Genomic DNA, 26878 nt, shown 5'->3' with positions numbered 1-26878 from the left:
GGGGGCGGGGGGAGGGGGGGGGGGGGGCGGGAGAGAAAGGAGACACCCGCCACGGCGGGCAGGCACGGATTACACGGATGGGGAACCACTGGGGCCGACGCCCTCGTCGGCCATTTCGGTTAGAGGGCTGAGAGCTTGATTAACTGTGGAAGACGCGGACCACGCGGAAGAGACCCGAGGTGTGCGCCCGCAGATCACGCAGATTGCGGGGGTGGGGGGAATCCCGCTGGCACTTCAGGGCGTCTTGATGTACTTTATAGGGGTTGGGGGGCAGGGTGGCCGTGTGTGCGAGGCAGTTCAGGACCCTGCCCGGTGACATGCTTGGCGTAATGTGACAGCGAGACTCATCTACCCGCACTGACGCTGGTCCGAGCAGTAGTCGATGCCGAACGAAGCGGATACGTGCCGACGTTTTGTCGTTCCCAGGCTTCAGGCTGCCGGGTGCGACTGCGAACCGCACCGGCTCCATGAGCAGGTCACCTTCACCGATGGCCGTATCATCGTCACCGGCCGGCGGGGCCGCCGCCGACCCGGCAAACGGGCCGACTACATCCTCCGCTATCGGCCGGACATGCCCATCGCAGTCGTCGAGGCCAAGCCGACCTACGCCGGCCCCGGCGACGGGCTTCAGCAGGTCGCAGAGTACGCAGAGCACGGGACGGCGCAATTCGTGATCCCGGATCTTTTGCAGTTGCCGCCGATCAACCGACACGGGAACGTGATCGAGATCGCCAGGCAGTTCGGCGGCGAGGAACAGTTGATCGAGGCGATAAGGCAGTTGCAGACGCTGCTGTACGCGGCATAAGGTGAAACAAATGGCGAACCAGGTTGACCCCGAACACCTCGGGAAGATGATGCAGCGGCTGCTCCGCGAATTGAAGGCGATAGGACAGCCAACTCAGTTTGGCGAGTTGTTGCGGAGGACCGAGCCCGAGCTTGGTCTTACGGATTACGACCGCGAACTCCTCGCAAAGAGCAACTATCCGAGATACTACGCCTTGTTGCAGTGGCTCTCTGTCGACTGCGTCAAAGCTGGCTTTCTCTCGAAGTCTGGAGGCCGGTGGGCATTGACCGACCAGTCCGACGAGGCAATGAAACTACCTCCGGCGGGGTTCGTGCGTGTAGCCAGATCACGGTATTCTGGCTGGAGGCAAAAGAATTCTCTGGGGGAAGAGTCACAGGAGAATGTTGCCACCGTACCGGGAGCCGAGAACGAAGAAGCGGTAGCCATCCAGGCCACGTACGAACAGGTTACGGAACGGGCTCGTGAGCAGATCGAGGAGCACATCAGCCGCCTCGGGCCCTACGATTTCCAGCAGCTCGTGGCGGAGTTGCTCATGGGCATGCGCTACCATGTCCCGTACATCGCACCCCCCGGCCCCGATGGGGGAATCGATATCGTTGCGTACAACGACCCACTGGGCACCGGGACCCCACGAATCAGAACGCAGATCAAGCATCGGGTCAACAACAAGGTTACCGTGGCGGAGGTTCGTGCCCTGGAAGGTGTCCTTCGCAAGGACGGTGACATGGGCCTGATCGTGTCTTCCGGAGGATTCACGAGTGAGTCTCTCCGAGAGATACAGATATCCAGCAAGCACATCGAGTCCATGGATCTCGACCGGCTGATCACTCTGTGGCAGGAGCACTACGATCGCATCCGCGAGCGAGGAAAGCTGATTCTGCACCTGGTGAATGTCTTTCTTCTGGCACCCGTCGAGGAGTGAGGGCACGCCGTGAGCGCAGCAGACGAAGAACTGGTCTTTTCGTCCGTGTCTGAGCGGGATGTGGATTTCATGCTCGTCGAGGAATTCCGTTGTTCAATCGCCTTCTCTCAATGGTTTGCTGGCCGGATACTGCCACCGGATGAGCAGGAACACGTCCGGCGTCTTGAACTGCCCAAGGTGCTTCACAGCGTGCGCGCAAACGGCCCCGGAGGCGGCGAATCAGACATCGTGCTGATGTTCGGTCCATCGGCTCAGACGAAGCTGCTGGTCCTGGTCGAGAACAAGATTGATGCGGTCTTTCAGGAAGCGCAGGCCCAGCGCTACCAGACACGCGCCCGCGAGGCCGTCGCGAGACACGAGGCCGAGAGGGCGATCTGCGTTCTGGTCGCGCCCAACGAGTATGTCGAGACGTCAGACGATGCCTCGCATTTTGATGCCATCGTGACCTACGAGGAGATCAGCGAGTTCTTCAATGAGCAAGTATCCGCAGGCGACGCGGAATACGCCCGCCGTCAGCAGCACCGGCGGTATCTCATTGACTGCGCGATTGGGAGGTATCGGCGAGGCTATGCCCCCGTGCCGAGCCCTGAGACCACACGTATATGGGAGATCTACTACCAACGAGCCTGCGCGATCGCGCCCGGACTGAAAATGCGTCAACCCGGCTGCAAGCCAGCGTACAGCAGCTTTATCCGATTCGGCGAAGCGATTGCACAGCATCCCGGCTTGCCACGAATGGTGATCAAACACAAGCTCTGCTATGGAAACGTAGACCTTGAGTTGCCGGGCTGGGCTTCCTGTAGCGGACTCGTAACCCCCGTGCTGGAACCGGCGCTTGAGCCGGGCATGAAACTCAGACTGGCGGGTAAGAGCCTCGCCGTGAACATCATCGTTCCGGTGTTTAATATGGATGCCGAGCCCGGAGACCAGATCAAGAAGTTCGATTTGGGTCTTGAAGCCGCGCTTCGTCTTCAATCATGGTGCGAGCAACACCTTCCGATTCTTCGGAGGTGCGCCGCCCTGATTGATCAGAAAGCCCAAGGGATGCAGAACGAGGAGTAACGTCTTGCCACGTGGAAAAGCCGATCGGAAGGAGTCGCCGCAAACCACCACCCAGCAGCTCGGCAGCCTGATCAAGAGCGCCCGCGACATCATGCGCAAGGACAAGGGCCTGTCCGGCGATCTGGACCGCCTGCCGATGCTGACCTGGGTCATGTTCCTGAAATTCCTCGAGGACATGGAGCAGATCGAGGCGTCGCGGGCCAAGATGCGGGGCGAGGCCGCCTGAAGTGGTGGCCGAGGCGCAAGGAGAACGACCGGGCGTGGAAGGTCAAGGCCAAGGACCTGATCAAGCTCGATGCCGACGGCAACGTGTTGTCCGTCAACCTGGACATCAAGAACCCCAACGCCGCCGAGGATCTTGAGCACCTGCCGCCGGAGAAGCTGGTGGAGGACATCCTGGCGAAGGAGAAGCTGATCATCGAGATTGTAGGTGAGATCAAGGGCGTGCTTCGGTCATAGCTCTGAAGGAAAGGTCAGAATCGCGTGTACTTCTTTTACATCGATGAAACCGGCAACCGAGACCCCCGCTTGACGATTCCGCGGAAAGACGGAACCACCGTGGCGGGAGATTGGCTGTACGTCCTGACGGCGGTGAGCCTCTTCGAGAAACGCTGGCACGGTTTCGAGAAGACACTCAATCGACGCAAGGGCTTCCTGATGAACCGAATCTTCAAGGAAACTGGTACGCGCCTGCAACTGGCCGACTGCGAAGTCAAGTCGAACTGGGTGCGCCAACCCAAGGAGCGCACACAGCATCCGTTTCTTCGCCATGTGACGGATGAAGAGATGACCGGATTGGTGGACCTTTTCTACCAGCAACTCGAACACCACAAGATGCACATCTTCAGCGTCCTGGTCGACAAGCGGCACCGGCCGGATTACATGGATCAGGAGAAACTGCACCGCAAGTCGTGGGAACTGCTGCTCGAACTTGTGCAGCGGTTCATGGCAAGCACCCACGGGAAGCACCAGGCACTCATGGTGACCGATGATGTCCAGATCCAAGTCAACCGATCATTGGCTATGAAGCATGCCTACATCATGGATCAAGGCACGGCCAGCGGCATGTGGCTTACGCACATCTGCGAAATGCCGATGTTCGTTCGAAGCGAGTTGTCAAATGGCGTCCAGTTGGCCGACCTGTGCGGGTACAACATCTACCGCGCGTTCAGAAGTGGCGATCTGGACTATGCTTTCTTTCGCAGGATCGCCCCGAAGATCTGGTCGCGGCACTACCCGTTACGGACAGGCAAGGCTGGCTTTTCAGGGCTGTACGTCTTTCCCGGAAACAGTCCCTTGCGTGGTTTGGTCGATGCGCTGGAGAATGAAAAAGCCCCGCCAAACAAACCTGACGGGGCCTCTGAACACAATCAATGATGTCCGGCGGGGCGAACCCTATCGAGCCGACAAGCGGCACCGGACACATGAATTATATCGGTATCCTTCCATGATGACAACAACTTGCCATCGCCCGTGGAGTGACAGGCAGAACCAGTGCCCCGCAACACGGGCCTCAGGCTGGCCGGTCGCACACAACTCTTTCTTGAGTAATGAGTTACAGGAGCACCGGGCACTGCGTTGGCGCGCCGACAGCTCGATTCCAGCACGGTGGTGCGGAATAGCCACCGGGGATATAGGATCGACCGACTGCCGCCGATCGATCACACGGCATGAAGCCGAGTTTCATCCACTGGCATCATAAGTGTAATTCATATATGGACTTCTGTCAACATATTTCTCAGATTATTCGTTCGGCCTGCCCCGAGGGCGGCTCGATGGCCACAGAGGAGGGGCAATGACGAACGGCTGGCCGATGGTGCCGCTGGGGGAGGTACTCGAACCGGTGAGTCGCCCGGAGTCGGTTGACCCGAGCAAGGAATATCGACTGCTGGGCGCGAAATGGTACGCGCTCGGCCTTTACGTGAAGGACACCCTTTCGGGTTCCCAGATCCGCGCACCCAAGGTGTACCGCGTGGAACAGGGGACTTTGTGTACAACCGCCTCTTTGCCTGGAAGGGCTCGTTTGCTCTTGCACCAAACGACAGCCATGGGTGCTACGTCTCCAACGAGTTTCCATGTTTCCAGGTCAACCCCGACCGGCTCGACGGGATGTTCCTCTGGAGGTATCTGAGCCAGGAACCGGTCTGGACTGAGGCCCTTGGCCTGAGCACCGGGGGAACCCCGACAAGCCGAAACCGGCTGAAGGAAGAGAAGCTCCTGCAAATGACCATCCCCCTGCCCCCTCTTTCCGAGCAGCGGCGGATAGTGGCCAAGATCGACCAACTGGCGGCCAAGATCGAAGAGGCCCGGGAGCTGCGAAGCACGCTGGAAGACGAAGGTGATGTATTGGTCCGAGCAGAGACACACCGACTTTTCCATGTCGAACAGGACAGGCCACCTGTCGGATGGAGTATGGCCGCCGTCGGAGATCTCGGGCCAAAAGGAGCCGAAACCGTTCAGACAGGCCCCTTTGGGGCACAGCTCCACAAGAGTGACTTTGTTCCCGAAGGCCGACCTGTGCTTGCGATCGGAAACGTACAGTGGGGCTACCTGGACACACGGACAATAGATCACGTAACAGAGGCAAAAGCGGCGGAGCTCGCCCGCTATATCTTGGCCGACGGAGATGTGCTTTTCACGCGATCCGGCACTGTGGGTCGATCCGCCGTGGTCCCCGCCGACGCGGACGGCTGGCTAATGACAGGGCATATCCTGCGGATTCGTTTGAACAGGACACGCTGTGAGCCTCAGTTCCTCTTTCATGGCTTCCGAGGTAGCCGGGACATGCAGGAACAAGTCGAAGGCTCAATCCCAGGGGCAACCCGAGCCGGTTTCAACACAGCGCTCCTCAGTGGTGTCCGTCTACCGCTTCCGCCGATACCCGAGCAGCGTCGCATCGTGGAGTACCTGGACGGCCTGCAAGCCAAGGTGGACCGGCTGAAGGAACTCCAGGCCGCCACCGCCGCCGGATCGAGAAAGGCATCGAATTATCCAGGTCGACAAAAGTCTCAGGATGAATTATCCGTGATAGTCGGGTGACAAGGCCTGGCGACGGGCGGAACAGGAAACCGCGTGGCTCAGAAGGCATTATCGAGACCCCATCCATTCGCTGTCGCGAATGGGTGGGCCACCCGTCCGAAGAGGAGAATGCGACCCCCTCCAACTCCCCCTCGACATCCTCGGGACATGCCCCTTGGTAAGCGGGAGAGTTCGACCTCGGCTGCCAGTGGCACCCCGCCCAGACCGTCATGGACCCAGCGGCCGGCCGACAACGGGCTTGACATGGCCTGCGGCCCGTGCAACAATAGAGCCAGAGGCTGAGACTGACCATGGCGATTGACCGCAACCAATCACTGGAACGTCCGCACAACGGTACAGCCCCCGTTGCCGGTAGCACCCTGTTCAGCAGCTACTACTTCTGGTATTCGTTTAGCCCGTACCGGCGCTGCAGGGCATGAGCTGACGTAAAACAATACGATGCTGAAAGCCCTGAGACGCCGGATGGTGCCTCAGGGCTTTTTTGTCTCAGGACAGACAGCAAGGACCAAACATGATCGACATCAAGGCGATTCGCGAAAACCCGGACCGTTTCAAGACCGCGGCGCGAAACAAGCGCATCAGTTGCGACATTGATGCCGTCTGCGCGCTGGACGACAGGCGACGAAGCCTCCAGACGGAAATGGACCGCATCAAGCATCAACAGAACGAGATCAGCGACCAGATCGCCAACCACCGCAATCCCAAGAGCAAGTACTTTCAACAGGCCCTGGCCGCCGGTCGCACCGAGATCGAATTGAAGGCCGAGGCGGAGAGACTCGTTCAGCAGGTGGCGGAAATGAAAGCCCGGGCCAAGCAGCTCGAATCCGAGCACCGCGAAGTCTGCGAGCAGCTTGACGCCGCCCTGCTGACGGTCGCCCAACCGGCGGCGGATGAGGTCCCTATCGGCAAGGATGACACCGAAAACGTCGAGGTCCGACGCGTCGGCGAGATCCCGAAGTTCGACTTTGAACCCCAGGATCATGTCACGCTGATGACCCGACTGGGCATGCTCGACGTTGACCGGGGCGTCAAGCTCGCGGGCACCCGCAACTACGTCCTTCGCGGCGACGGCAGCGCCCTGCACCAGGCGGTCCTGCGCCTGGCTCTTGAGATGATGGTCCAGCGAGGCTTCGTCCAGATGACCGTTCCGGTGCTGGTCCGGGACGCGATGATGGTGGGCACCGGCTACTTTCCCGGCGGCGAAGAGCAGGCCTACCGCTGCGAACGTGACGCCATGAGCCTTGTCGGAACCGCCGAGGTGCCGCTCACGGCTTACCATTGTGACGAAATCCTCAGCGAGGATGAACTGCCCAAAAAGTACGTTGCTTGCAGCACATGCTTCCGCCGCGAGGCCGGGGCCGCCGGCAAGGATACGTACGGCCTCTATCGGATCCACCTGTTCGACAAGGTCGAGCAGGTCATCATCTGCCGAAACGACGAGGCAGTATCCCGCCGGCATCACGACGAGATCGTGCAGAACGCCGAGGATGTGCTGCGGGCCCTGGAGCTGCCTTATCGCGTCGTCAACGTGTGTACCGGCGACCTCGGCCAGGGACAGGTCCAGAAATTCGACATCGAAACATGGATGCCCTCCCGCAACGGCTATGGCGAGACGCATTCGGCCTCGCGATTCCACGAGTTTCAGGCTCGCCGGCTCAAACTGAGATACCGCGACGCCGACAGGAACGTCCGGTTCTGCCATACGTTGAACAACACCGTCATCGCCAGCCCGCGCATTCTGATCGCGCTGGTCGAGAACCATCAGACGTCCGACGGACGAATCCGAATACCTAAGGCGCTGCGACCCTATATGGGCGGGCGCGAGATCATTGGAGGAGAATAAAGGAGATTGCCATGTTGCACACGAATGATCAGCCGGTCGGTCCTGAATTGCCACTTGTCACCCAGCCCCACCCTGCAGCCTGCGATGACGTGGAGCGCGCCCGCGTCCGCGCCCACCGCAGGTGCGGTCTACTGACCGATCAGCGGAGCGAGGACGGCTCGAGCCGGCAGGACGACGGTTGGTATTACTTCGTGTAGCGGAGACTCTTCATGCAACGGGACTCTCGTCAACGTCGCTGCCAACGGCCCGGTCGCCACGGCCGCAATACCTTCGGCTTTACCCGGCCGCCGGTGTGAGCCACAGCTTCGACCGGCGGCGGACGATGCCCGATGGACAAGTTTGACAAGAGAAGACTTTCTCAGGCGATGCGCCTGCTCAGTTCGGAACGGAGATAATCTCATGATCGTTGTCATGCAGGAGGGTTGTACCAAAGAACAGGTCAACCACGTGGTCAAGCTGGTCCGCGAAATGAAACTCAAGGACCACGTCATTGTCGGAACGGAACGAACGGTTGTTGCCGTCATAGGTGATGACCGTTTCAAGGACCGCAGCGTCCTCGAAAGCTGCCCGGGCGTCGACCGAGTGGTCCCGATTCTGGCCCCATACAAGATCGCCAGCCGCCAGACGCACCCGGAGCCCAGTGTCATTCCACTCGGCGGCTCGATGGGTGCAACGGTCGGCGGCAAGCGGATCTGCGTGATGGCCGGCCCATGCAGCGTCGAGGGACGAAACCAGCTTCTGGAAATCGCTCATATCGTCAAGGAGCACGGAGGAACCGTTCTGCGCGGAGGAGCGTTCAAGCCGCGCACCAATCCCTACGAGTTCCAGGGCCTTGGGGAAAAGGGGCTCGAAATCCTGGCCGAGGCCCGCGAGCAGACGGGCTTAGCCATTGTCACAGAGGTCATGAGTGTCGACCAGGTCTTGCTTGTCGCCCGCTACGCCGACATCCTGCAGATCGGCACACGCAACATGCACAACTTCAACCTTCTCGTGGCCGTCGGCCGCACCAACAAGCCCGTACTGCTCAAACGAGGTTGGAGCTCGACGCTTGACGAGTTTCTGCTGGCCGCCGAGTACATCATCCAGGCAGGAAACCCGAACGTCATCCTCTGCGAGCGAGGCATTCGCACTCACGAGGAATACGTCCGCAACACCCTGACGCTGGCCATGGTGCCGGCCGTCAAACGCGAGTCGCACCTGCCGATCATTGTTGATCCGGCCCACGGCACCGGTCGTGCGTATATGGTCCCGTCCATGTGCCGGGCGGCGGTGGCGGCCGGGGCTGATGGTCTCATGGTCGAAGTGCACCAGGATCCCGAGCATGCCCTGACCGACGGGGCACAATCGCTCACGCCCGATGCGTTTGCCCAGATGATGAAGGAGACCCGGGCCGTCGCCGAAGCCGTCGGACGCGAGCTGTGATCTCCACCCAAGTTGCCGCCAGACAACAGGGCTGCAGTATCCCTGTCGGCGGAAGAACGTCGGGAGCGGCTCCACCGGACCGTCTGACGGTATAATGTCACAGCCAGACAGGAGGTCATCGTCACTCGTGCGCAAATCTCACGTACTCCCCTGCATGGTCTCAAACCTCGCCCTTGCGATTCTGATCGGCTGCCTCGTGGCCGCAGGCGGCTGCACCGCGATCATACCAGATAAGGTCGAGGCCTCGCGGCAACACGTCGTTCGCTACGCGGCCGAGGGCGAACAAATCAAAGCCGATCCTGTGGCTTACCTGCGCCGCCTCTACGACCGATGTGACGCCCTTGAGCAATATCGCCTGACCTTCTACCGGCAGGAACGTGTCGGTACTGTGGTTCAGACGCTTTCGCCTATGGAACAGATCGATGCCCTCTTCCGAAAAACGCCCTTCAGCGTGAAGTTCAACTGGAACGCTCCTGACGCCGACTACTATGAGTCGGTCTATGCCGAGGGCCAGAACGGCAACAAGCTGGTCATTCGCGAACGGAACGGTATCTTTCCGTTCCCCCCGCAGGTGCGCGTCATCGACCCCGCCCTGCCGGTCAAGATAGGCAAAGCCCGAAACGCCGTTACCGATTTCGGCCTTGCCCGCGTCACTAAAAGAACACTTCTTCCGTTCGATGATCCGGCGTTGGCCAAGGTCATGACCATCCGCTACGAAGGGGTGGTCGACCTCGACCCGGCGTTCCGGCCCGCCCATCATCTCCGCATCGAGCGCCCGCCGACCCCCGGATACGCCTATACCCGGCAAGACTTCTATATCGATGCGGAAAGCCTGCTACCCGCCGGCACCGATTTGTGGTTGAAGTCGGGACAACTGGGTGCTCGCTACCGCTACGTCGACATCCGGACAGATGTGCAACTCGACGATAAGGATTTCCGCTTGACCAAAGACCACCCGGCGACAATCCCGACGCAAGAGTAGACGCCCAGCCTCCCCCCATCGCGGCAAGATCAGCGATCGGAGCCCTCGGGTTCAAACTCGGGTAGAAACTCCACCGCGTTTAGCTCACGCAGCGCAAGATATGCGGCCTTCTGCTCCGCCTCTTTCTTGGATGGCCCCCACGCGCTGCCGTAGCGCCGCCCCTTGATCACCACGCCCACCTCAAAGCACTTGCTGTGATCGGGACCCTTCTCATCCAGCAGCTCGTAGTTCGGAGTTGCTCCCAGAACCTGCTGCGCATGCTGCTGAAGCTGCGACTTGAAGTTCCGCTGATGCTCCGAAGCAGTTGCCCGCAAGAGATGTTTCTCAATCGTCGCCAGGACAAACTCGCAAGCCCGGTCAAGACTGCCACTGTCAATGTACACCGCCGCGATCAGGGCTTCGTAAACTGCCGCCGCCACCGAACTCGGCAATTGTCCCCTGCTGGTCATCCCCTTGCCCATGTAAAGGCATTTCGTCAGCCCCAGTTCCCGGGCAATCTGCGCGCACGTCCGACGCGAGACCACCGCCGATTTGACCTTGGTCATCTCCCCTTCAAGATAGTCGGGAAACCGTCTGTAGAGATAGCTACAGACCGCCATGCCCAGAATGGCGTCGCCCAAGAACTCTAGCCGCTCGTTGCTGTTGACTCGCGTATTGGCGATCGACGCGTGCGTCAGCGCACACACCAACAGCTTGGGATCTCGAAACCTATAGCCAATGGCTTCCTGCAAAGCTTGCAGGGCTTCTGAGTCGCTCACGGATTCCAGCCTGACCGGGTGCCAGGCTTGTGGCGAAATCCACACGGCTACTCCGGGAGGGTTTCGCGACAGGCCACAGGCACTTTCCTACTACCACTCAGATCCTATCCTCGGCTGGAATCAGCGTCAAATTGAGTAAGCTATTGGAACTGGAAAAACCTTTGAGCCTGTGTTAAGTTTAATCCACATAAGCAGTTGGACTAACAGGCGGACAACCGCCCGGTCCTATAGCGGCACGTCCTGATGACGTCAACACGTCAGACTTGTGCCGTCGTGGTGCGAGCACGACCTGCGAGGCAATGGTGGCCGCTCCATCACGGTCCGTTGCGGTCCGATCGACGGACGTATAGATTGCCTGCTTTCAACACTCTTGTGCGGAGACGCCGGATGCGTGTATTGCTTGGGGCGATGAGCGTTAAAAGCTGGCTTGCGGTGGTAACCGTTTCGGCCATCTCCGTGTTGGGGGGGCCTCTTTCGGCCGATATGGATCGGTCGCTCTACATGACCACCGACGAGTTGAAGCCGGGCATGAAGGGCTTTGGCAAGACGGTGATGTCCGGCGCGACCATCGAGACCTTCGGCGTCGAAGTTATTTCGGTAATGCACAACGCCTTCTACGCGAAACAGGACGTTATTCTCATCCGGTGCTCCGGGCTCAATCTCGAACACAGCGGCGTCATCGGCGGCATGAGCGGTTCGCCCTGCTACATTCGTGATGAGCAGGGTCGGGAACGTCTCATCGGTGCAGTTGCCTATGGTTGGACGTTCAGCAAGGATCCAATCTGCGGCGTTCAGCCGATTGCACAAATGCTTGACGTGGCAAACGTCCGAAAGCCGAAACCCGAAACCCGGCCATCCGGCGAGACCCAACCCGTTGTGCAGGCTTGGGGATCGCCCCCAGGCGGTGGCTTCCCGTTGCAGGACTGGATTCTGAAGGCCGTTGGCGAGCCCATCCCCGCCGATTGCCGACTCAGTGTCCTCAGCAATCCCTCGCCGTCGCCCCTGCCGGACAAAACCGCTGCCACACTGCTGCCCGAGGGGCTTCGACCCCTCGAAATCCCCCTCTCAATGTCCTCGCTCAGTCAAGAGTCGATGACGCTTCTCGGCGGCTGGTTTAAGCGGCACGGCTTGACGCCGCTTGCTGCCGGCGGAGCGCCGGGTGCCGGCCAAGCTCCTCCCGGAAAGGTCCAACTCGAACCAGGGGCCGCCCTCTGCGTGGCACTCGTGACCGGAGACATTTTCATCGACGCCGTGGGAACCTGCACGGCCGTGATTGGCGACCGGGTGCTTGGCTTCGGGCATCAGTTCATGGGCACAGGACCTGTCGAATACCCCTTGGCCACCGGCTTTATTCATACCGTTATCCCCTCTGTCATGCGATCCAACAAGCTGGGCGGAGCACTTGAAGTCGTGGGAACCTTGTGGGGAGACGAGGCCACGGCCGTATTCGGCACCGTCGGCAGGTTGCCCGCCATGGTCCCAATGGAGGTTGTGGTCAATGACCTGCGAGGTCGCCAGACCTTTCACTACAACGTCGTTCACGAGGATGAGTCCACCGGGGCCTTCCTCGCTACCTGCCTCATGGAAAGCATCTATGCGCACAACGAGCTCCCGATCGACCATACGGTCCGACACAACGTCGAGGTTGATTTCGGCGAGCTGGGTACGTACACGTCGTCAAACGTCAGCTCGCAAAGCGGAGTGCGCGAGGCGGCCGTCGACCTGATGTATCCGGTCCAGACGTTGCTCAACCCGCCCCTTGCCCAAAAGGCCCGTGTCAAAAAGGTCCGCGCCGAGATCACCATCGAGGACAAGGCACAACGAGCAACCATCTATCATGCCTCCCTGCCCAAGACCGTTTACAAACCGGGCGAGACCGTCACGGCGGCCGTGCGCTGGAGCCATTACCGCAAGGATCCCCTCTACACCGACGGATGGTACTCTCTCAAGCTGCCGGACGACCTTCCCGACGGCGACTACGAAGTGGTACTCTGCTCCAACTCCGGTCACTTGACGAGCCTCAACTCCGAGAAACCGCATCTTTTCAGGGCCGAAACGCTGTCCCAGGCCATGGCTGCGTTCAACCTGATGGGACGCTTGCCGGGCAACGTTCTGTACATGCGTCTCAATCTCAAGCAAGGGGGCATCGCCTACAAGCAGTTGGAAATGCCCGACTTGCCGGCGTCACGCCGCAAGATTCTGTCAGATACCAAGCTTGCTTCCGACCTGAACCCCTACACCGAAGCCCTGGTCGCGGAGCACAAGACCGATTTCGTCGTCCTTGGCAAGCAGGCTTTGCCGATCCGGGTGAGAAGGCATCCCGATTCATAGTGTCATAGACGCCGGCCTGCCGGGATGAATCAGAGGTAGCTCGAGCTGCTGCGTCCTACTTTAAGAAAGTGTGAATTATGCACCCATCACGTCCGACCATTTTGTGTGCGATGATCAGCCTGGCGGCCGCCTGCCCGACCTTCGGCGTGCGCCCTGCCACCTGGTTGCACGAACAGCCCAAGGATTTCAACGAGGGCAAGCTCGACGGCACGGTCGTCTCATCTCTTGGCGAAGTGACACTCGGCCGGCAGACTAGGGTCCTTCATGAATTGAAGGAGCAGGGCCAGGTGGTCAATGCCATCGCCAGAGCAGGTGACGGCAGGATCTACCTTGCGACAGGGCCGAAGGGAATCATCTATCGCGTGGACGGCGAGAAGGTGACGGAGTTCGCGACCCTTCCGGAGGGCGGCACCGTGCTGTCCCTCCTGTTCACCAAGGATGGCAATCTCCTGGCCGGCACCGGAGGCGGCCCGCAGGCGAAGATCTATCTCATCGACGGCAACGGCAGGAGCCGCGTCTTTCATGAGCCCCCTAAGGCGGTATACATCTGGGCGATGGTCCGAGGCGTCGAAGGTGAGGTTTATGCGGCCACCGGAAACAAAGGGCAGATTTTCAAAATCGAGCCCGACGGCTCCAAGAGCAAGGTTCTGTGCGACCTCAAGCCGAAAAACGTTCTCTGCATGGCGTTTGCGCCGGATGGGTTCATTTACGCCGGGACGGATGAGGACGGGTTGGTGTACCGGGTCGACCCCGCCGGCGGACAGGTCTTCGTCGTTTACGATGCGAAGGAGCCCGAAATCAGCGCTATCGTCTTCGATGCCCAGGGCAACCTGTACGCTTCCACCGCCGATGCCGAAGGCGCTCGGCCGGGCCGTACCGTCGCCGATAAGCCCGGCGGCAGGCCTGAGACCCAGAGAGCCGAGGGCTCAACTGGTAAAGGTATTCTTTCGCTTCTTAAAACCGGCACGCCTCGGACGGCCTCGCAGCCGGCCGCAGGTTCCAGCACCGCGCCGGCCTCGCAGCCTGAAAGCCGGGCCGGTACGTCCGATGATGATGAGGACGCCGGGGACGATGGTTCTACCGCCGGCCCCGCCACCCAACAGGCCGGCCTCCTTTCGCGGGTGGGGCGCGCGGTCGGTGGAGGAGTCCCTGGGACCAAGACCGGCGGCAACGCCATCTACCGAATCGACACTGATGGTTTTGTCACCGAGATCTTTCGCGAGCCGGTCATGATCCTCGGCATGGCCGAGGCCGACGGAACCCTCTACGCAGCTACCGGCAACGAAGGTCGAATCTACGCCTTGACGCCGAATGCCGATCGCATCGTTATGTTGGCCAGGCTCGAGGCCGCCCAGGCAACGTGCCTGCTGCGCCTTCCGGATAATCGCCTGTTGATCGGCACGGCCAACGCGGCCACGGTAGTCGAACTCGCAGACCGCTATGCCGCCAAGGGAACTCTGACGAGCAAGGTGCTTGATGCCGAGCAGATCAGCGCCTGGGGCCGCGTCCGCTGGAACGCCACCGTTCCAACCGGCACCAAACTGAGCATCGCCACGCGCAGCAGCAACGTCGAGGATGAAGAGTCCGAGGCATGGGAGGACTGGTCATCCGAAATGGACGCCACTTATCCCCAGTCCATCCTTTCGGCCAGTGCCCGCTTCCTGCAATATCGCGTCTCCTTCGAGACCACCGTGCCGGATGCAACCCCCGTTCTGCGATCCGTCGAGATCTTTCGTATCCAGCCCAACCGGGCACCACAAATAACCAGTGTTGAGGTGCTGGCTGCCCTCGATGAGGCCAAGAAACCCACCGCCTCGCCAAAGGTGAAAATGGCGGCCGGCGCCTCCGGCTTCAGCGGCGGGGAGGAGGCAAGCGGTCCCAAATATAACTGGGTCGTAAAATGGAACGCCGGCGATCCTAACGGCGACCCGCTGACATTCGAGGTGTTCTATCGCGAACCGAACGCCCGGCGATGGATTCGCATCGCCAAGGACCTCTCCGAGCCCCTGCACATCTGGGATACCCGAACTGTCCCCGACGGCAAGTACGAGGTTCGGGTTCTGGCCAAGGACAGCAAGGCCAACCCGCCCGGAACCGACCTGAGCGCCGCCCGCATCAGCGACATGATTCTCGTGGACAACACGCCTCCGGACGTGACCGTCGACTCGATCACCCCGAAAGGAAAGAGAGCGGTCCGCATCAGCTTCATCTGTCACGACGCCCTCAGCCGGATCGCCGGGGCAAGCTACAACGTCGATAGCGACGAGAAGTGGACCCCGTTGGCGTCTGATGACAACATCTTCGACGAGCCCAGTGAAACCGTCACCTTCACGGTCGATGATCTTGACACGGGTGAACATCGGATCGCTATCCGGGTGGAGGACGAACGAGGCAACTTCCGCTATGTGAGTCGCCTCGTCACCGTCGGGGATTGATCGCCTGCGAAGATGGGCGACAGCTCTCCGGCCGGTTAAGTGGTGAGCCGTAACCGGAGACGACAAGGGTGACCAATACGACGCATGAAAGTCTCGTGCCTGCGCCGAAGGACGACCAGCCCCCGGCATCGGCGGATACGCAAAGCCCGATAGCAGATGGCCGGACCCGCCGTGCGGCCCGGTGGTGGTGCCGGCACCCCTGTCCGCCCTACGCCTGCCCCACCGGCGCCCGGCGCATCTTCATACCCGTGTACGGCTGGCTCGAAGTTGATGACACGCATCGGGCACGCGTGGAGCACTACTTCCACGCGCCCATGCTGATTCTGGCACTGCTTGTTCTGCCCATCCTGCTGATCGAGTGGTCATACGGCGATCGGATCAACGCCGCTCACCCCGCAGCCCGCGTGGCAATTTGCGTCGGCGGCGCAATCATCTGGCTCGCCTTTCTCGTGGAATTCATCATAAAAGTGTCGATCGCCGAATCCCGCTGGCGGTACGTGACCCGGAACTGGCTTGACATCGCCATCGTCGCCTTGCCGCTCCTGCGCCCGCTCCGTGCTCTGCGCGTCGTTCGCGCCGCAGAGGTCACGCGGGTATCGCGGCTTTTTACGATACGCGGCGTTATCACGAAACTGTTTCAGACCGCTGCGGCCACGGTACTCGGGCTCGAATTCGTGCGGCGGATTCTCGACCGATTTCGCCCCCCTCAGGCGGACGGCCAGGCTCCTCAGTACGAGCGATGGTCGCAAGCCTGTCTGATTGCGGAAATCAAGCGACTCAACGCGCGCATCCACGAACTCGAACAGATGCTTCACCATTCCGCTGACCGTAAACGCGCAGAATCTGACAAGACAACACCGTAGTCCTTTGGGGTCTTACGGCGAAACTGGGTTGTGTTTTGCGCGCATGTTTCTACATCGCGGTGCGTTTGGGTCGCGGCCCGCATAAGGGCGGTCCGCCTTAGGAGGACTTGACGCCGAGGAGCAACTCCGATGGCACGGGCTTGGTATTCCTGCACTTGGGATACTTGCTGCATCCCAGGAACTTCCCCGATCGGCCCGAACGAATCATCATCGGCTCACCACACTCCTCGCAGACGATGTCCGTGGGGACCGGTTTAGGCCGGGGCGGAGGCGGCATCTCGATCTCCGCCCGTTTTTTGGCCTCACCGCGCAGATTGACCGAGCAACGGCACTGCGGAAAGTTGCTGCAACTGAAAAACGGGCCGAACCTGCCGCTCTTGAGCTGCAATGGCCTGCCGCACTCCGGGCAGGACAGCGGGACTTCGGGCCATGTCTCAATCACCAGCTTGCCCGTGCGCGTCCACGCAAAACCCGGCGGAGGGGAACCCTTGCCCTCACTGATGGCCTTCGAATCCCCTGCCCCGGGCTCAGCTGCACGACGAGTGCGCCTCGCCGGCTTGGATGAAACATCGCCTGACGCCGGATCAGCCGCATGCGCGTCGGACGTCGTCGTGCCCGCCTCGGTTTTCAGCTTAGCAAGCTCTTCGATCGGCTTGGTGTTTCGGCACCGCGGGAAGCCGCTGCAAGCAACGAACTCGCCCCGCCTGCCTTTGCGAATCAACATCGGACGTCCGCAGCGTTCGCAGGTTACTCCGGCCTCGACTGCAGGTTGGGCCTTCCGCTCCAGACGAACACCCTCCGGCAACGGTTTCGTCACCTTGCATCGCGGATACTGGTCACAGCCCAGAAAAGTCTTTATGCCCCTTCCACGAACCTTGAGCGTGCCGACGCCGCACTCGGGGCAGGGCTCCTCGATCTCGGTTTCCTTAACCAGCCGCAACGGTTGGCCCGTCTGGTCGCAGGGAATGGTGTTCGTGCATTCGGGATAACCGCTGCATCCCAGGAACGAACCATGTCGCGATTGTCGCAAAACCATGTCTTTGCCGCATTTCTCGCACTTCGTCGACACCACCTGAGGTCTGATCGGTCTCCCTTGGCGGTCAATGTTGAATGCTCCCTTGCACTTGGGATACTTGCCGCACGACAGAAACCGCCCCGTTCGGCCCCACCGGTATACCATGTCGCCCCCACACAACTCGCACTTGTATGGGCTGGGCTCCGCCTTGGCCGCCTCCATCTCCTCGTGGGCCCGAACCAGATCGGTGTGGAATGGGTCGTAGAACTCATGGAGAACCTGGTTCCAGTCGAGGTGTGCCTCCTCAATCTTGTCGAGCTCATCCTCCATGAAGGACGTGAACTTCACGTCCATCACGTCCGGGAAGTGGGCAACCAGCTTGTCGGTTACGATCGTGCCTTTGTCGGTCGCGAAAAGGCGTCGATCAACCTCTTCCACGTAGCCACGGTCAAGCATCGTCTGGATGATTGCCGCATAGGTGCTGGGCCGACCGATCCCTTCGGCCTCCATCCGTTTGACCAGCGAGGCTTCGGTATACCGGGGAGGCGGGCTGGTGAAACGCTGCGCAGGCTTGATCTCGATCGGCCCAACAACCTGTCCCGGCGTCAGGTCCGGCAGACTCTGTTCCACCGTCGAATGCGGAATCCCCATAACCTTGTAGAATCCATCGAACGCCAGCGTGCGCCCGGTCGCCCTGAATTCGGCCTCCCCCAACACGGTCTTCGCCTGAATCAGCACCGTGGTCGAGTCCCATTCCGCCGGCGTCATCTGACAGGCCACAAAGCGGCGCCAGATCAGCTCGTACAGCTTTTGCAGGGGAGCGGCAAGATGTCCTTTCAACGATTCCGGCGTTCGAGTAACATCCGTCGGCCGAATCGCCTCGTGCGCTTCCTGCGCCCGCTTGCCGGAAGCGTAGACGTTCGGTTCGTCCGGCAGATACCGCCGGCCGCAATTCTCGCTGATCCATTCCCGCGCCGCCTTGACCGACTCGGCGCTCAGGTTCGTAGAATCAGTGCGCATGTACGTGATCAACGCCACGGGACCGTCCTCGCCGGCCAGCTCGATCCCCTCATAGAGCTCCTGAGCCAGCCTCATGGTCCTCGACGCCGATAAGTGCAGGTGACTGCTCGCAGCCTGCTGCAACGTCGCCGTTGTGAACGGCGGGCTCGGCTTGGTCAGCGCGCGGCGCTTCTGGACGTCGGTGACCGTGAAAGCCGGCGCTTGCTGCCGGTCAAGCCTGCCCGCCAATGTCACCTTGCGCAAACCGCGATGCTCGTACTCAGGCCAGGGAACCTCGTTCTGTCGTTCGATCCGTACACCCAGCGCCTCTGCCGCCTCTCTGGCCTGACCGACTGCGCTGACAAAGGCTCTATCCGCGCCCGCCGCAGCGTCGTATGAACCTGTGGGCTTGAAAGGCCGACCATCCAACGCAACCATGGTGGCCCCAAACGCGCTATGCTGAGCCAGCCATTCACCCATTTCCTTCAGCGTGCGCTCCTTTTCGCCTCCGGACAGGAACTCCCGCCACATGGGTTCCAGACGCTCGCCCTCGGCCGGGTCCCGCGCAAAGTAAGCCCCGATATCCCAGTACTCGCTTGGGATGAAATCCTTGATCTCCTTTTCACGCTCCACGATGAGCCGAAGGGCAACTGACTGAACCCGCCCCGCCGACAAGCCCTTCGCCACTTTCTTCCACAACAGCGGGCTCAGTTCGTAGCCTACGATCCGGTCAAGAATGCGCCGTGCCTGCTGGGCGTTCACCTTGTCCATGTCGATGTGCCGGGGGTGACTGAATGCTTCCTGGATCGCCGACCGCGTGATCTCATTGAATATGACTCGCCTGATCTTCGACTCATCCAGGTCCAGGGCCTGCGCCAGATGCCACGCAATGGCCTCTCCCTCGCGATCAAGGTCCGTCGCCAGGTACACGGCCGGGGCCCTCTCGGCCAGCTTCTTCAGTTCGCTGACCACCTTTCGCCGCCCTGGGACCAACTCGTAGGTCGGCGCGAAGCCGCGGTCGATCTCGACACCAAGGCCTCGCTCCGGCAGATCTCGAACATGGCCCACGGAAGCTTTGACCACGTACCCTCCACCCAGATACTTGTTGATGGTTTTGGCCTTGGCAGGTGATTCCACGATAACGAGAGCTTTGGAACCGGCGGATTCTCGTCCCTTGACGCGAGCCTGTGCCTTGTTCTGCTCGCCCGAGGTCTCAGACTTAGTCTCTTCCGTCGCGACTGGTGCGCCTTTCGCGCGCATGTTTCTTGATCGCAGAGCGCTTGCGTTGCGGCCCGCCTTAGGCTTGGAGGTGTGTTTCGGACTGACCTTTTCCTTCGCCGCCATATCTGGTCTCAATCATCCGAGTGAACAGGCTGCCTTCAAGTGCCGCCCCCCGCGAAGTCTCGAAATCATACCGAATACGCGGCCACAACGACCCCGCCGCTTAAATAACGAGGGCATCTCAATCTCAATCGACCACCCGTGTGAGAGACTACAACGCCTCTTTCCGGCACTTTGGGGCGTTTCTGATTACTGAAAGTCGCGACAGAAATCAAATGATAGCCCGACCTTACCCACCTTACCAGTTATCGGTCTTACTGCGCAGGCCAAAGCGTCCGTGACAGTCCAGAAGTAAAGATGTTATGAACACTTCAAACCCCAGACCATAAGAGCCTCCACCCTGCGGTCTTGGCCGCCTTCCGCCATGGACTGCCCTGGACCGCTCATGCAAATCGGGCAAAGGCCCCTCGCTTGCTACCGAGTCTCTCAATGAGCCTCCCGGACGGTCACACCTTCAATGCCCTGCGCCCCCCCGACCGTCGCTCCTTGCTTTTGGCATGCACGCCGGTATTCTGCTTGATTCTGCAACTGGCGGCGCGTATGGACATTGTTTGACGGGAACATACTGCTATGATGAAGTTTTTCCGGAAATACACCAAGCACCTTCTCGCGGTTTTCATGGCCTTGCTCTTGGTTATCTGGCTGGCAGGCGATGCGCTGCAGAGCCTCCTGCTGAAGCGCACAACGCGCGACGACTTCGAGCGAGGCACGCTGGCCGGCCAGAAAATCACGCAGAAGGATGCCGCCCCTGTTCTTCTGCAGCTTGAAGTGCTCGACTCACCTGAACTGCGGTACGTGACCGAGTGGAAGATGGTTTGGAGGTCCGTTCTCGAGGAAATGGGCGATCGCGATGATCGGGCCCGCTACTACGACAGCATGAGTATTCTGATTTCGCGGGGACAGAACCTCATCGAGGAAGACGAATGGTTCCTCCTTGTAACCGAGGCCCGCCGAAATGGAGTGTTCGTGCCAAACGAAGCCGTCGAAGAGTTCAAGGTGACAAGAGGATTGACCGGCCCGTCGCTGGCCCGCTTGCGACAGAACTTTCCACTCAAACTCATCAACGAGGCCATTCGCTCCTACCTGATGGTCCGGCAACAGGCTGTGGCTGCCTGCACGCCGCCTCCGATCAGCGAGGCCGACATTCGCGATTTTGTCCGCCAAACCGGCGAGAAAGCCGACGTCGTCGTGGTCACCCTCGCAGGAACCGAACAGTCCGGGTTCTACGACAAGGACTACGCGCCGACCGATGAAGAACTGGCCGAATTGTTCGAAAAACACAAGGACACCGCCAGCCGGCCTTACGCTCAAGGCCTGGATTTCGGCTACCAGCAGCCGGAAAGTGTACGAATCGAGTACCTGCGAATCAGCGCTGATGCCCTTAAGAGTCAGCAGCAGATCGACGAGACCTTTGCATACGACTATTGGAATAAGCACAAGAACGAGTTTTCCCGGGAAGTCGCCACTCAATCCGCCCCCGCTTCAGGCCCGGCGCCCGCGCCGCGGCGAGAACAATATGCCACCTTTACTGAGGCCAAGGCTGAGGTCATCGGCCGTCTCCAGAAAGCCAAGGCGGACGAAGCCGCTCTGCGGATCGCTCGCGAGATCATCGACGAACTCACCGAATCGCGGACCGCCAAGACGACGCAGCCTGTCGCTGAACAAACCGCAACAAAAGCGGCGGAAGCCGAGGATGCCTATGCTAAGGCCCTCATGAAATGGTCGGCCAGGTACCCTGGCGCCGTCAGCCATGTCTCACTGTCCATGCTCGAACGGGAGGCCCTCCAGAAGAACCCCGAAATCGGCCAGGCAACCGCGAGGCTCGGCGTGCAACATGGGCTTTCGCTCCCGCAGGCAGCCTTCCTGGTCGAGGGAATTGCCGATCCGCCCGAGCAGGGAACGGAACAGCATCGTTACTTCCGCAAGCCCCGCGAAACCTGCGGCGTCCCATTTGCTGACACAAAGGGTAACGCCTTCGTCTTTCGCACGGTGGAAATCAGACCCAAACAGGCCCCGGCAAGCCTCGACCTTGTCCGCGAGCGCCTGATCAACGATGCACGCATCGTGCACGCCTATGAACGCGCGGGCGAATACGCCAAGGCCCTTCGCGAACGTGCCGCAACACAAGGACTCGAAGCTGCCTTACGCAACAGCGAAGAACTCAAGGGGCTGGTGGACGATACGGCTCTCAGCCGTCCGACACCTTTCGCCCGCAAGACCTGTATCGCCATCCCCGGTGCTGCGCCCTTTGTGAGAACAAGCGATATACCGGGGATTGGCTCGGATCCCGAGTTGATCGAGGCGGTCTTCGCCATGGCCCGTGATACCACCACGCAACCCGCCGGCCATGTCCTCGTCTGGGAGCAACCCGGACAACGGCGCTGGCTTGTTATTGAGTTGAAGCAGATCCTCCCCCCCACCAAAGCCGACTACGACCAGTACCGCACCCAGGCCGTCGCATATCTGCGGAAGCAGCGACAGCAGGAGCTCTTGGTCGGGTGGTTTGACCAGGACCAGATCAAGACCCGTATGAACTGGAAGTCCTTCGCGGAGAACCGGCAGGCCTCGCAGGGCCCCACGAAAGGCTAGCGGCCGTCCGCGAACGACAAAACGACAAGCCCACCAAGTACTGCTTGCGAAGAACGAAGGTCTATCCACAGGCCCCGGATCTGCAATCTGGTTGGATGCCGGCCGTTTTCGTCCTGAGCCGAAGTCCCTGGCTACGGCGCGGCGGCTCGGCGCAATTCATCGGCCAGATTGATTCCGTCGATGTCCGAAACGCCTTCCAGACGCCGGGATTCACCCAGCAATCCAAGAATGGTCGGCGCTATATCAACCAGACGCGCATGGTCGATCCGGCCGCCTTTGGGCAGATCCGGGCCGGCAAAGAAGAGCGGAATTCGCATGTCCCGGGCCAGGCACGAACCGTGACCCGCCACCTCCCCGCGCCGGTACAACAACCAGTCGTCAGCCGACATGATCACCATGTCGCCGGTTCGCGGCGAGTCGAACATCTCCACCACTTGCGGAACGAAGTCCGGGAATCGCGACGTGGCCGTGGCCGCCAGCCAATCGCCAGAAGAATGCCATCCCGCCCGGACAAACTCGGCAAGAGATGCCTCGCCCAGATACTCGAGCGGATCCCCCTCATACACGCTCAACCGGTACTGCTTTTCATTCCCCGCTAATCGTCGCTCCACTGCCAACGTGCCGTTTTTCGACAAGGCTCGCACCCGGTTCGGGCCGTCGCGCAAAAACACCATCTGGATCGCCGGCAGTTCATACAAAGGCGGCTGCGCGTTGGCGAAATCCAGCACCTCCTGCGGCGCGGGTCGATGGCCCCACCCGCGCCGACCGCGCAGGTGGACCATTGCGACACGACCCGCATCGACCCCTCCGACGGCGTCGTAGTTCAACATCTGCTCCCATCGATCGACGTACGCCGTCGCCTCAATCGAACGCCGCCGAATGCGTACCTTTCGTACCCTGCCCATCCAGTCGAGAACATCGATCGATTGCCTGGCCGGCACCATTCCATGGTCGGCCATCAGAATGCAGTAGGTTGACTCCGTCAGTCCCGATTTCTCCAGCAGAGCGGTGATCTCACCCACGATGCGATCGACATTGATGAGGGCCTCCGCGTAGCGGGACGAGTACGTACCGAACCGATGGCCAATCTCGTCAACACCCGGGTAATAAGTCATGACCACCGACGGCCATCGCCCGACGCGATTGGCCCTGCGAATCACTTCCTTCATCGCGATGCTCACCCGGGAATCCGCCATCCTGTAGTGGCCCAGGGCCCATGCCCAGAAGAAGCCCTCCGCTCCGTCGATCGACTCCGTCACGCCCCGGTAGGTGTGGTGGGCGATACTGACGGTAAAATGATCGCCTAGCCAGTCATACAACGTCGGCACCGCCAGATGATGGTTGACCGTGCGGCAGGTCCCGAGCGTCATGTAGTCCCGGCACTCCATCGTTCGCCGGTCAAACCAGAAATTACCCGGAATCTGGTGATGGCCTGGGAATCGACCAGTCAACAGTGATGAGCAGTTGGGATAGGTGCTTGTGGGCAGGCTGCTGAATGCATGCCGCACCCGGACGCCGTTCTCGATGAACCGCTCACGAATGTTGGGTAGTCGCCCCTCGGCAACAAGTTCGTCCATACGCTGCACGTCCATGCCGTCAGGGAAAAAAACGACGACGGACCGCGGCGGACGTTCGACCGACTCTGCAAGCCGTACATCCAGGGAAGCGCAGCCTGACAGCAATCCCGGCAGCACAAACGTGAAGGCAACCCCGATAACCGCCGCAACCCCAGGGCGAACGCCACGACCACCGTCCGGCTCAGCGGAACGCTTGTCGCAACCGGAGAGGCTTGAGACGGCTCGAACTGGAACCGGCCCTGCAGCCGCAAGCCCGGTTGTCCGAGTCGCCGCGAATGTTCGAGGTACACCGATCATCAACGGGTGTTCCGCCGACCGCCTGGGAAGACCTGTCACGATTGTTTCCTGGAGGACGGCTCCCAGGGAACGATCTTCCTGGCCTGCGGGTCCCAGGCAACCTTCCGGCCGCTCCGGTAAGCGATGTTCGCCATGTGTGACGGCAGCAGCGAGCTGAAGCCGAGTTGGACGGGGGCGTTGGGTTTCTTACCGGTCCGCATGCACTCCACCCAGTTGTGCTGGTGAGCCGGCCCTTCCTTGGCGAATTCATGAATGGGCTTGTCGGCTTGGCCTTCGGAATACACGCGGATATGTGAACCGCGAATGTCGATGGTTCCCTTCGTGCCGAACAGCGTCAGGCCGTCGCCCTCAAAACCGTTGGTGAAATTGCTCACGAAATTCAGCGAGAAGCCGTCATATTCCCAGACGGCGTTAACCACGTCGGGCGTCTCCCAGTAATCGAGCCCGTACACCCCGCCGTTGCATACCGCGCTCCTGGGAACGGGGTTGTCCATATAGTAGTGAACAATATCAATGACATGGACGCCGACGTCCGTGACCAGGCCGCCGGCGTAATCCCAGAACCATCGCCACGCGAAGTACCGCCACGGGTCGTAAGGCACCTTATGGTTGCATGGCTCCTGGAACTTGTCCCAGTCAATCTTGCCCTGGACGTCGCGAGGCGCAAACGGATCGCGGCCGGTCACGAAGTTCCGGCAGTCCTTGGCCCGCACGAACTTGACCTCACCGATCACACCGTCATCGAGGAGTTGCTTGGCCTTGGCGTTGTTGTAGTCGCTTCGCCGCTGCGTGCCGATCTGAATGACCAATTCGGGCTTCTTCTCCGCGGCGGCCACCATCTCCATCCCCTGCTCATAGGTGAACGAGAAGGGCTTCTCCTGGTAGATGTGCTTGCCCGCCTCCACCGAAGCCAGAAACGGCAGGCGGTGCCAATGATCCGGCGTCGCAATGATGACCGCATCGATGTCCCCGCGATCAAGCAACTGCCGGTAGTCCGCGTAGTGGTCTATCTTGACGTTCTTGTGCCCCTTGCTTTCCATCGCCTTGGTGATCCGGGCGGTTGCCTCGGCCAGACGGAATTCGGCTACGTCGCAAAGCGCTACGCATACCACGTTATCCGCCCCGCAAACCGCCGCGCAGTCGCTCGTGCCCTGTCCGCCGGCCCCGATGACGCCGACCCGGATCGTTTCATTGGCCCCGAAGGTTCGGGCCGCCGAGGCAGCCGTCTGCCCCAGGAACAGCGAACCCACGCTCAAGGCTGCGGCCGTCTTCGATGACTCGGCCAGAAAATCACGTCGCGTGAATTTACCGATGCGTTGCATGTCTGCCTCCATTCGTCACGACACAATGCGACATCCTCCACCCCGCCGTCCGATACCACGCCCACTGACGGAAGACATTCTACCCATTGCCGGGCCGATGTCACGCAAACAACAGATTCAGCGTTCGCTTGCGGTGGGCCGTGTACCAGTTACGCAACGCCTGGTTCTCGGCGGTCTGACTGGTAATGAGAGCGACAATCTCCCCCATCTTTGCCCGGTCGATCCTGGGATGGGTTTCGGTTCCCGGTGCTGCGACCTCCAGCGTCGCAATGGCCGGCAGCAACGAACCCAACAGAAAAATGCGAATACCGCTCTCGGCCGTCGGAACCGCCAGCGTGTACCGAAGGCCCGCGTCGAGGTGCCCGATACAGCAACCGAACAACTCCGCCTTCCGCCGCGGGGCCAAACGATAGGCCGATCCCGCCCAATCCACGAAGTCCGCAGGAATGAAGCTGACCTTTCGCTCGGCGTCGACACGGCAGTCTTTGATGATATTGGTCATCTGCAGCCCCAGCCCCAAACGGCGCCCATCCTCGCGCCATTCCGCATCCGCTGCGAACCCTCCTTGCCGTAGGCGCTCCTCGAAGAGAGCGGTGGACATGATGCCGACCGTCCCCGCGACGTGGTGGCAATACCTCTCGAGGTCGGCCATGTCCCGGCAGACGAAGCCCACCCCATTGCGGTATTCCACTACTCCCATCGACCTCATGCCGCCGATCATGTCATGCACGCACGTGCGAATCGGACCGCGCAGCTCCGCCGGCAAAGTCGCATATGCCGCCAGGACAAGAGGCGTACCCTCCACCAGCCGGCCATATTCATCGGCAGGGATGGCCGGCCACCGACGACGGAATTCCTCCGCCAGAGCCGGCTCGTCCGGAGCGTCGACCGCCGCCAACAGAATGTCATACAACAACGCCCGCTGCTCGTCCGTCAGAGCCGCTTCGTCCTCGACGGTGTCCGCCAGCCGACAGATCAGGTACGCAACGCACATCGCCCGATCCAGCGGCTCAGGACATTGCGGAATGATCAGGGCAAACGAACGGGAAACGTCGGGCAGTATGCCCGCACAAAAACCCCAACACGCGTTTTGTAGGCTGTTGTGAGTCAATCGTGGACGCCAATCCCAGGTCGTTAATCCGAATACGTTGGCGTACCGGACCGCCCGCACCACCGCCGGCTGCCGCCGCCGCGTGCGCCGCACACTGCTTCGTAGTGTAGCGTCATTCCAGGCACGACGCCACAACCGGGAAGGGTGCATCTCACAAGGCGCGGC

Annotated in this window: 21 protein-coding genes; 16 read left to right on the top strand and 5 right to left on the bottom strand. The window is 60.7% G+C overall.

Annotated elements, in window-relative coordinates; genetic code table 11:
* Positions 1 to 382: 382 nt before the first annotated feature.
* The 12 genes from PLL20_09300 (at position 383) to PLL20_09245 (ending at position 10075) form a co-directional block, all read left to right on the top strand.
* Positions 383 to 805 carry a hypothetical protein gene (locus tag PLL20_09300; protein ID HPD30178.1) on the top strand — a complete coding sequence of 141 codons (423 nt, stop codon included), beginning with the start codon at positions 383 to 385 and terminating at the stop codon, positions 803 to 805.
* A gap of 10 nt (positions 806 to 815) precedes the next feature.
* A complete protein-coding gene (locus PLL20_09295) occupies positions 816 to 1727 on the top strand; it encodes a restriction endonuclease (protein ID HPD30177.1) in 912 nt (303 codons plus the stop codon).
* A 9-nt stretch (positions 1728 to 1736) separates the two neighbouring features.
* Positions 1737 to 2789 (top strand): PD-(D/E)XK nuclease family protein, encoded by a 1053-nt coding sequence (locus tag PLL20_09290; protein HPD30176.1) that lies wholly within the window; start codon positions 1737 to 1739, stop codon positions 2787 to 2789.
* A gap of 4 nt (positions 2790 to 2793) precedes the next feature.
* Complete coding sequence (locus PLL20_09285) at positions 2794 to 3015, top strand: hypothetical protein (protein HPD30175.1); 222 nt, start codon at positions 2794 to 2796, stop codon at positions 3013 to 3015.
* Positions 3016 to 3098: 83 nt separating this feature from the next.
* The gene (locus PLL20_09280) at positions 3099 to 3248 is read left to right on the top strand and encodes a hypothetical protein (GenBank protein HPD30174.1); all 150 of its coding nucleotides are present in this window, start codon (positions 3099 to 3101) and stop codon (positions 3246 to 3248) included.
* 24 nt (positions 3249 to 3272) lie between these two features.
* Positions 3273 to 4166, top strand: coding sequence for a DUF3800 domain-containing protein (locus PLL20_09275; protein HPD30173.1), 894 nt, complete (start codon positions 3273 to 3275; stop codon positions 4164 to 4166).
* A 612-nt stretch (positions 4167 to 4778) separates the two neighbouring features.
* Positions 4779 to 5828 carry a restriction endonuclease subunit S gene (locus PLL20_09270; protein HPD30172.1) on the top strand — a complete coding sequence of 350 codons (1050 nt, stop codon included), beginning with the start codon at positions 4779 to 4781 and terminating at the stop codon, positions 5826 to 5828.
* 290 nt (positions 5829 to 6118) lie between these two features.
* Positions 6119 to 6247 (top strand): hypothetical protein, encoded by a 129-nt coding sequence (locus tag PLL20_09265; protein ID HPD30171.1) that lies wholly within the window; start codon positions 6119 to 6121, stop codon positions 6245 to 6247.
* Between the two features lie 92 nt (positions 6248 to 6339).
* Positions 6340 to 7671, top strand: coding sequence for a serine--tRNA ligase (gene serS / locus PLL20_09260; protein ID HPD30170.1), 1332 nt, complete (start codon positions 6340 to 6342; stop codon positions 7669 to 7671).
* 11 nt (positions 7672 to 7682) lie between these two features.
* A complete protein-coding gene (locus PLL20_09255; GenBank protein HPD30169.1) occupies positions 7683 to 7868 on the top strand; it encodes a hypothetical protein in 186 nt (61 codons plus the stop codon).
* 202 nt (positions 7869 to 8070) lie between these two features.
* Positions 8071 to 9093 carry a 3-deoxy-7-phosphoheptulonate synthase gene (gene aroF, locus PLL20_09250; protein HPD30168.1) on the top strand — a complete coding sequence of 341 codons (1023 nt, stop codon included), beginning with the start codon at positions 8071 to 8073 and terminating at the stop codon, positions 9091 to 9093.
* Between the two features lie 127 nt (positions 9094 to 9220).
* The gene (locus PLL20_09245; protein HPD30167.1) at positions 9221 to 10075 is read left to right on the top strand and encodes a DUF1571 domain-containing protein; all 855 of its coding nucleotides are present in this window, start codon (positions 9221 to 9223) and stop codon (positions 10073 to 10075) included.
* 29 nt (positions 10076 to 10104) lie between these two features.
* Here the strand turns inward: PLL20_09245 and rnc are convergent, their stop codons facing one another.
* On the bottom strand, positions 10105 to 10833 hold the full coding sequence (gene rnc / locus PLL20_09240; protein HPD30166.1) for a ribonuclease III: 729 nt from the start codon (positions 10831 to 10833) through the stop codon (positions 10105 to 10107).
* Between the two features lie 387 nt (positions 10834 to 11220).
* Here rnc and PLL20_09235 point away from each other — a divergent pair, with 387 nt between their 5' ends.
* From PLL20_09235 to PLL20_09225, 3 genes are all read left to right on the top strand, one after another.
* On the top strand, positions 11221 to 13164 hold the full coding sequence (locus PLL20_09235; GenBank protein HPD30165.1) for a hypothetical protein: 1944 nt from the start codon (positions 11221 to 11223) through the stop codon (positions 13162 to 13164).
* 77 nt (positions 13165 to 13241) lie between these two features.
* A complete protein-coding gene (locus PLL20_09230; protein ID HPD30164.1) occupies positions 13242 to 15599 on the top strand; it encodes a hypothetical protein in 2358 nt (785 codons plus the stop codon).
* Positions 15600 to 15667: 68 nt separating this feature from the next.
* Entirely contained in the window at positions 15668 to 16462 is a 795-nt protein-coding gene (locus PLL20_09225) for a hypothetical protein (protein ID HPD30163.1), read from the top strand.
* Positions 16463 to 16559: 97 nt separating this feature from the next.
* On the opposite strand, the gene topA is transcribed toward PLL20_09225, so the two are convergent.
* Positions 16560 to 19736 carry a type I DNA topoisomerase gene (gene topA, locus PLL20_09220; GenBank protein HPD30162.1) on the bottom strand — a complete coding sequence of 1059 codons (3177 nt, stop codon included), beginning with the start codon at positions 19734 to 19736 and terminating at the stop codon, positions 16560 to 16562.
* Between the two features lie 651 nt (positions 19737 to 20387).
* Here topA and PLL20_09215 point away from each other — a divergent pair.
* Positions 20388 to 22406 carry a hypothetical protein gene (locus PLL20_09215; GenBank protein ID HPD30161.1) on the top strand — a complete coding sequence of 673 codons (2019 nt, stop codon included), beginning with the start codon at positions 20388 to 20390 and terminating at the stop codon, positions 22404 to 22406.
* Positions 22407 to 22537: 131 nt separating this feature from the next.
* Here the strand turns inward: PLL20_09215 and PLL20_09210 are convergent, their stop codons facing one another.
* The 3 genes from PLL20_09210 to PLL20_09200 all read right to left on the bottom strand — a co-directional run bounded on the left by PLL20_09210 (position 22538) and on the right by PLL20_09200 (position 26863).
* Positions 22538 to 24280: an alkaline phosphatase family protein gene (locus PLL20_09210; protein HPD30160.1), complete on the bottom strand. Its 1743-nt coding sequence runs from the start codon at positions 24278 to 24280 to the stop codon at positions 22538 to 22540.
* Positions 24281 to 24315: 35 nt separating this feature from the next.
* Positions 24316 to 25602 carry a Gfo/Idh/MocA family oxidoreductase gene (locus PLL20_09205; GenBank protein ID HPD30159.1) on the bottom strand — a complete coding sequence of 429 codons (1287 nt, stop codon included), beginning with the start codon at positions 25600 to 25602 and terminating at the stop codon, positions 24316 to 24318.
* Positions 25603 to 25702: 100 nt separating this feature from the next.
* A complete protein-coding gene (locus tag PLL20_09200) occupies positions 25703 to 26863 on the bottom strand; it encodes a squalene/phytoene synthase family protein (GenBank protein ID HPD30158.1) in 1161 nt (386 codons plus the stop codon).
* Between the last annotated feature and the right edge of the window lie 15 nt (positions 26864 to 26878).

The organism is Phycisphaerae bacterium, assembly GCA_035384605.1.
In the GTDB taxonomy this organism is placed as follows: Bacteria; Planctomycetota; Phycisphaerae; order UBA1845; family PWPN01; genus JAUCQB01.
This window is presented reverse-complemented; position numbering and strand designations above follow the sequence as displayed.

What these genes read in the sequence shown, in the direction of transcription:
- PLL20_09300 (HPD30178.1), top strand. Translation starts at nt 383, where the DNA reads ATGCCGAACGAAGCGGATACGTGCCGACGTTTTGTCGTTCCCAGGCTT.
- PLL20_09295 (HPD30177.1), top strand. Translation starts at nt 816, where the DNA reads ATGGCGAACCAGGTTGACCCCGAACACCTCGGGAAGATGATGCAGCGG.
- PLL20_09265 (HPD30171.1), top strand. Translation starts at nt 6,119, where the DNA reads ATGGCGATTGACCGCAACCAATCACTGGAACGTCCGCACAACGGTACA.
- serS (HPD30170.1), top strand. Translation starts at nt 6,340, where the DNA reads ATGATCGACATCAAGGCGATTCGCGAAAACCCGGACCGTTTCAAGACC.
- PLL20_09255 (HPD30169.1), top strand. Translation starts at nt 7,683, where the DNA reads ATGTTGCACACGAATGATCAGCCGGTCGGTCCTGAATTGCCACTTGTC.
- aroF (HPD30168.1), top strand. Translation starts at nt 8,071, where the DNA reads ATGATCGTTGTCATGCAGGAGGGTTGTACCAAAGAACAGGTCAACCAC.
- PLL20_09235 (HPD30165.1), top strand. Translation starts at nt 11,221, where the DNA reads ATGCGTGTATTGCTTGGGGCGATGAGCGTTAAAAGCTGGCTTGCGGTG.
- PLL20_09230 (HPD30164.1), top strand. Translation starts at nt 13,242, where the DNA reads ATGCACCCATCACGTCCGACCATTTTGTGTGCGATGATCAGCCTGGCG.
- topA (HPD30162.1), bottom strand. Translation starts at nt 19,736, where the DNA reads ATGCGCGCGAAAGGCGCACCAGTCGCGACGGAAGAGACTAAGTCTGAG.
- PLL20_09215 (HPD30161.1), top strand. Translation starts at nt 20,388, where the DNA reads ATGATGAAGTTTTTCCGGAAATACACCAAGCACCTTCTCGCGGTTTTC.
- PLL20_09210 (HPD30160.1), bottom strand. Translation starts at nt 24,280, where the DNA reads ATGATCGGTGTACCTCGAACATTCGCGGCGACTCGGACAACCGGGCTT.
- PLL20_09205 (HPD30159.1), bottom strand. Translation starts at nt 25,602, where the DNA reads ATGCAACGCATCGGTAAATTCACGCGACGTGATTTTCTGGCCGAGTCA.
- PLL20_09200 (HPD30158.1), bottom strand. Translation starts at nt 26,863, where the DNA reads ATGCACCCTTCCCGGTTGTGGCGTCGTGCCTGGAATGACGCTACACTA.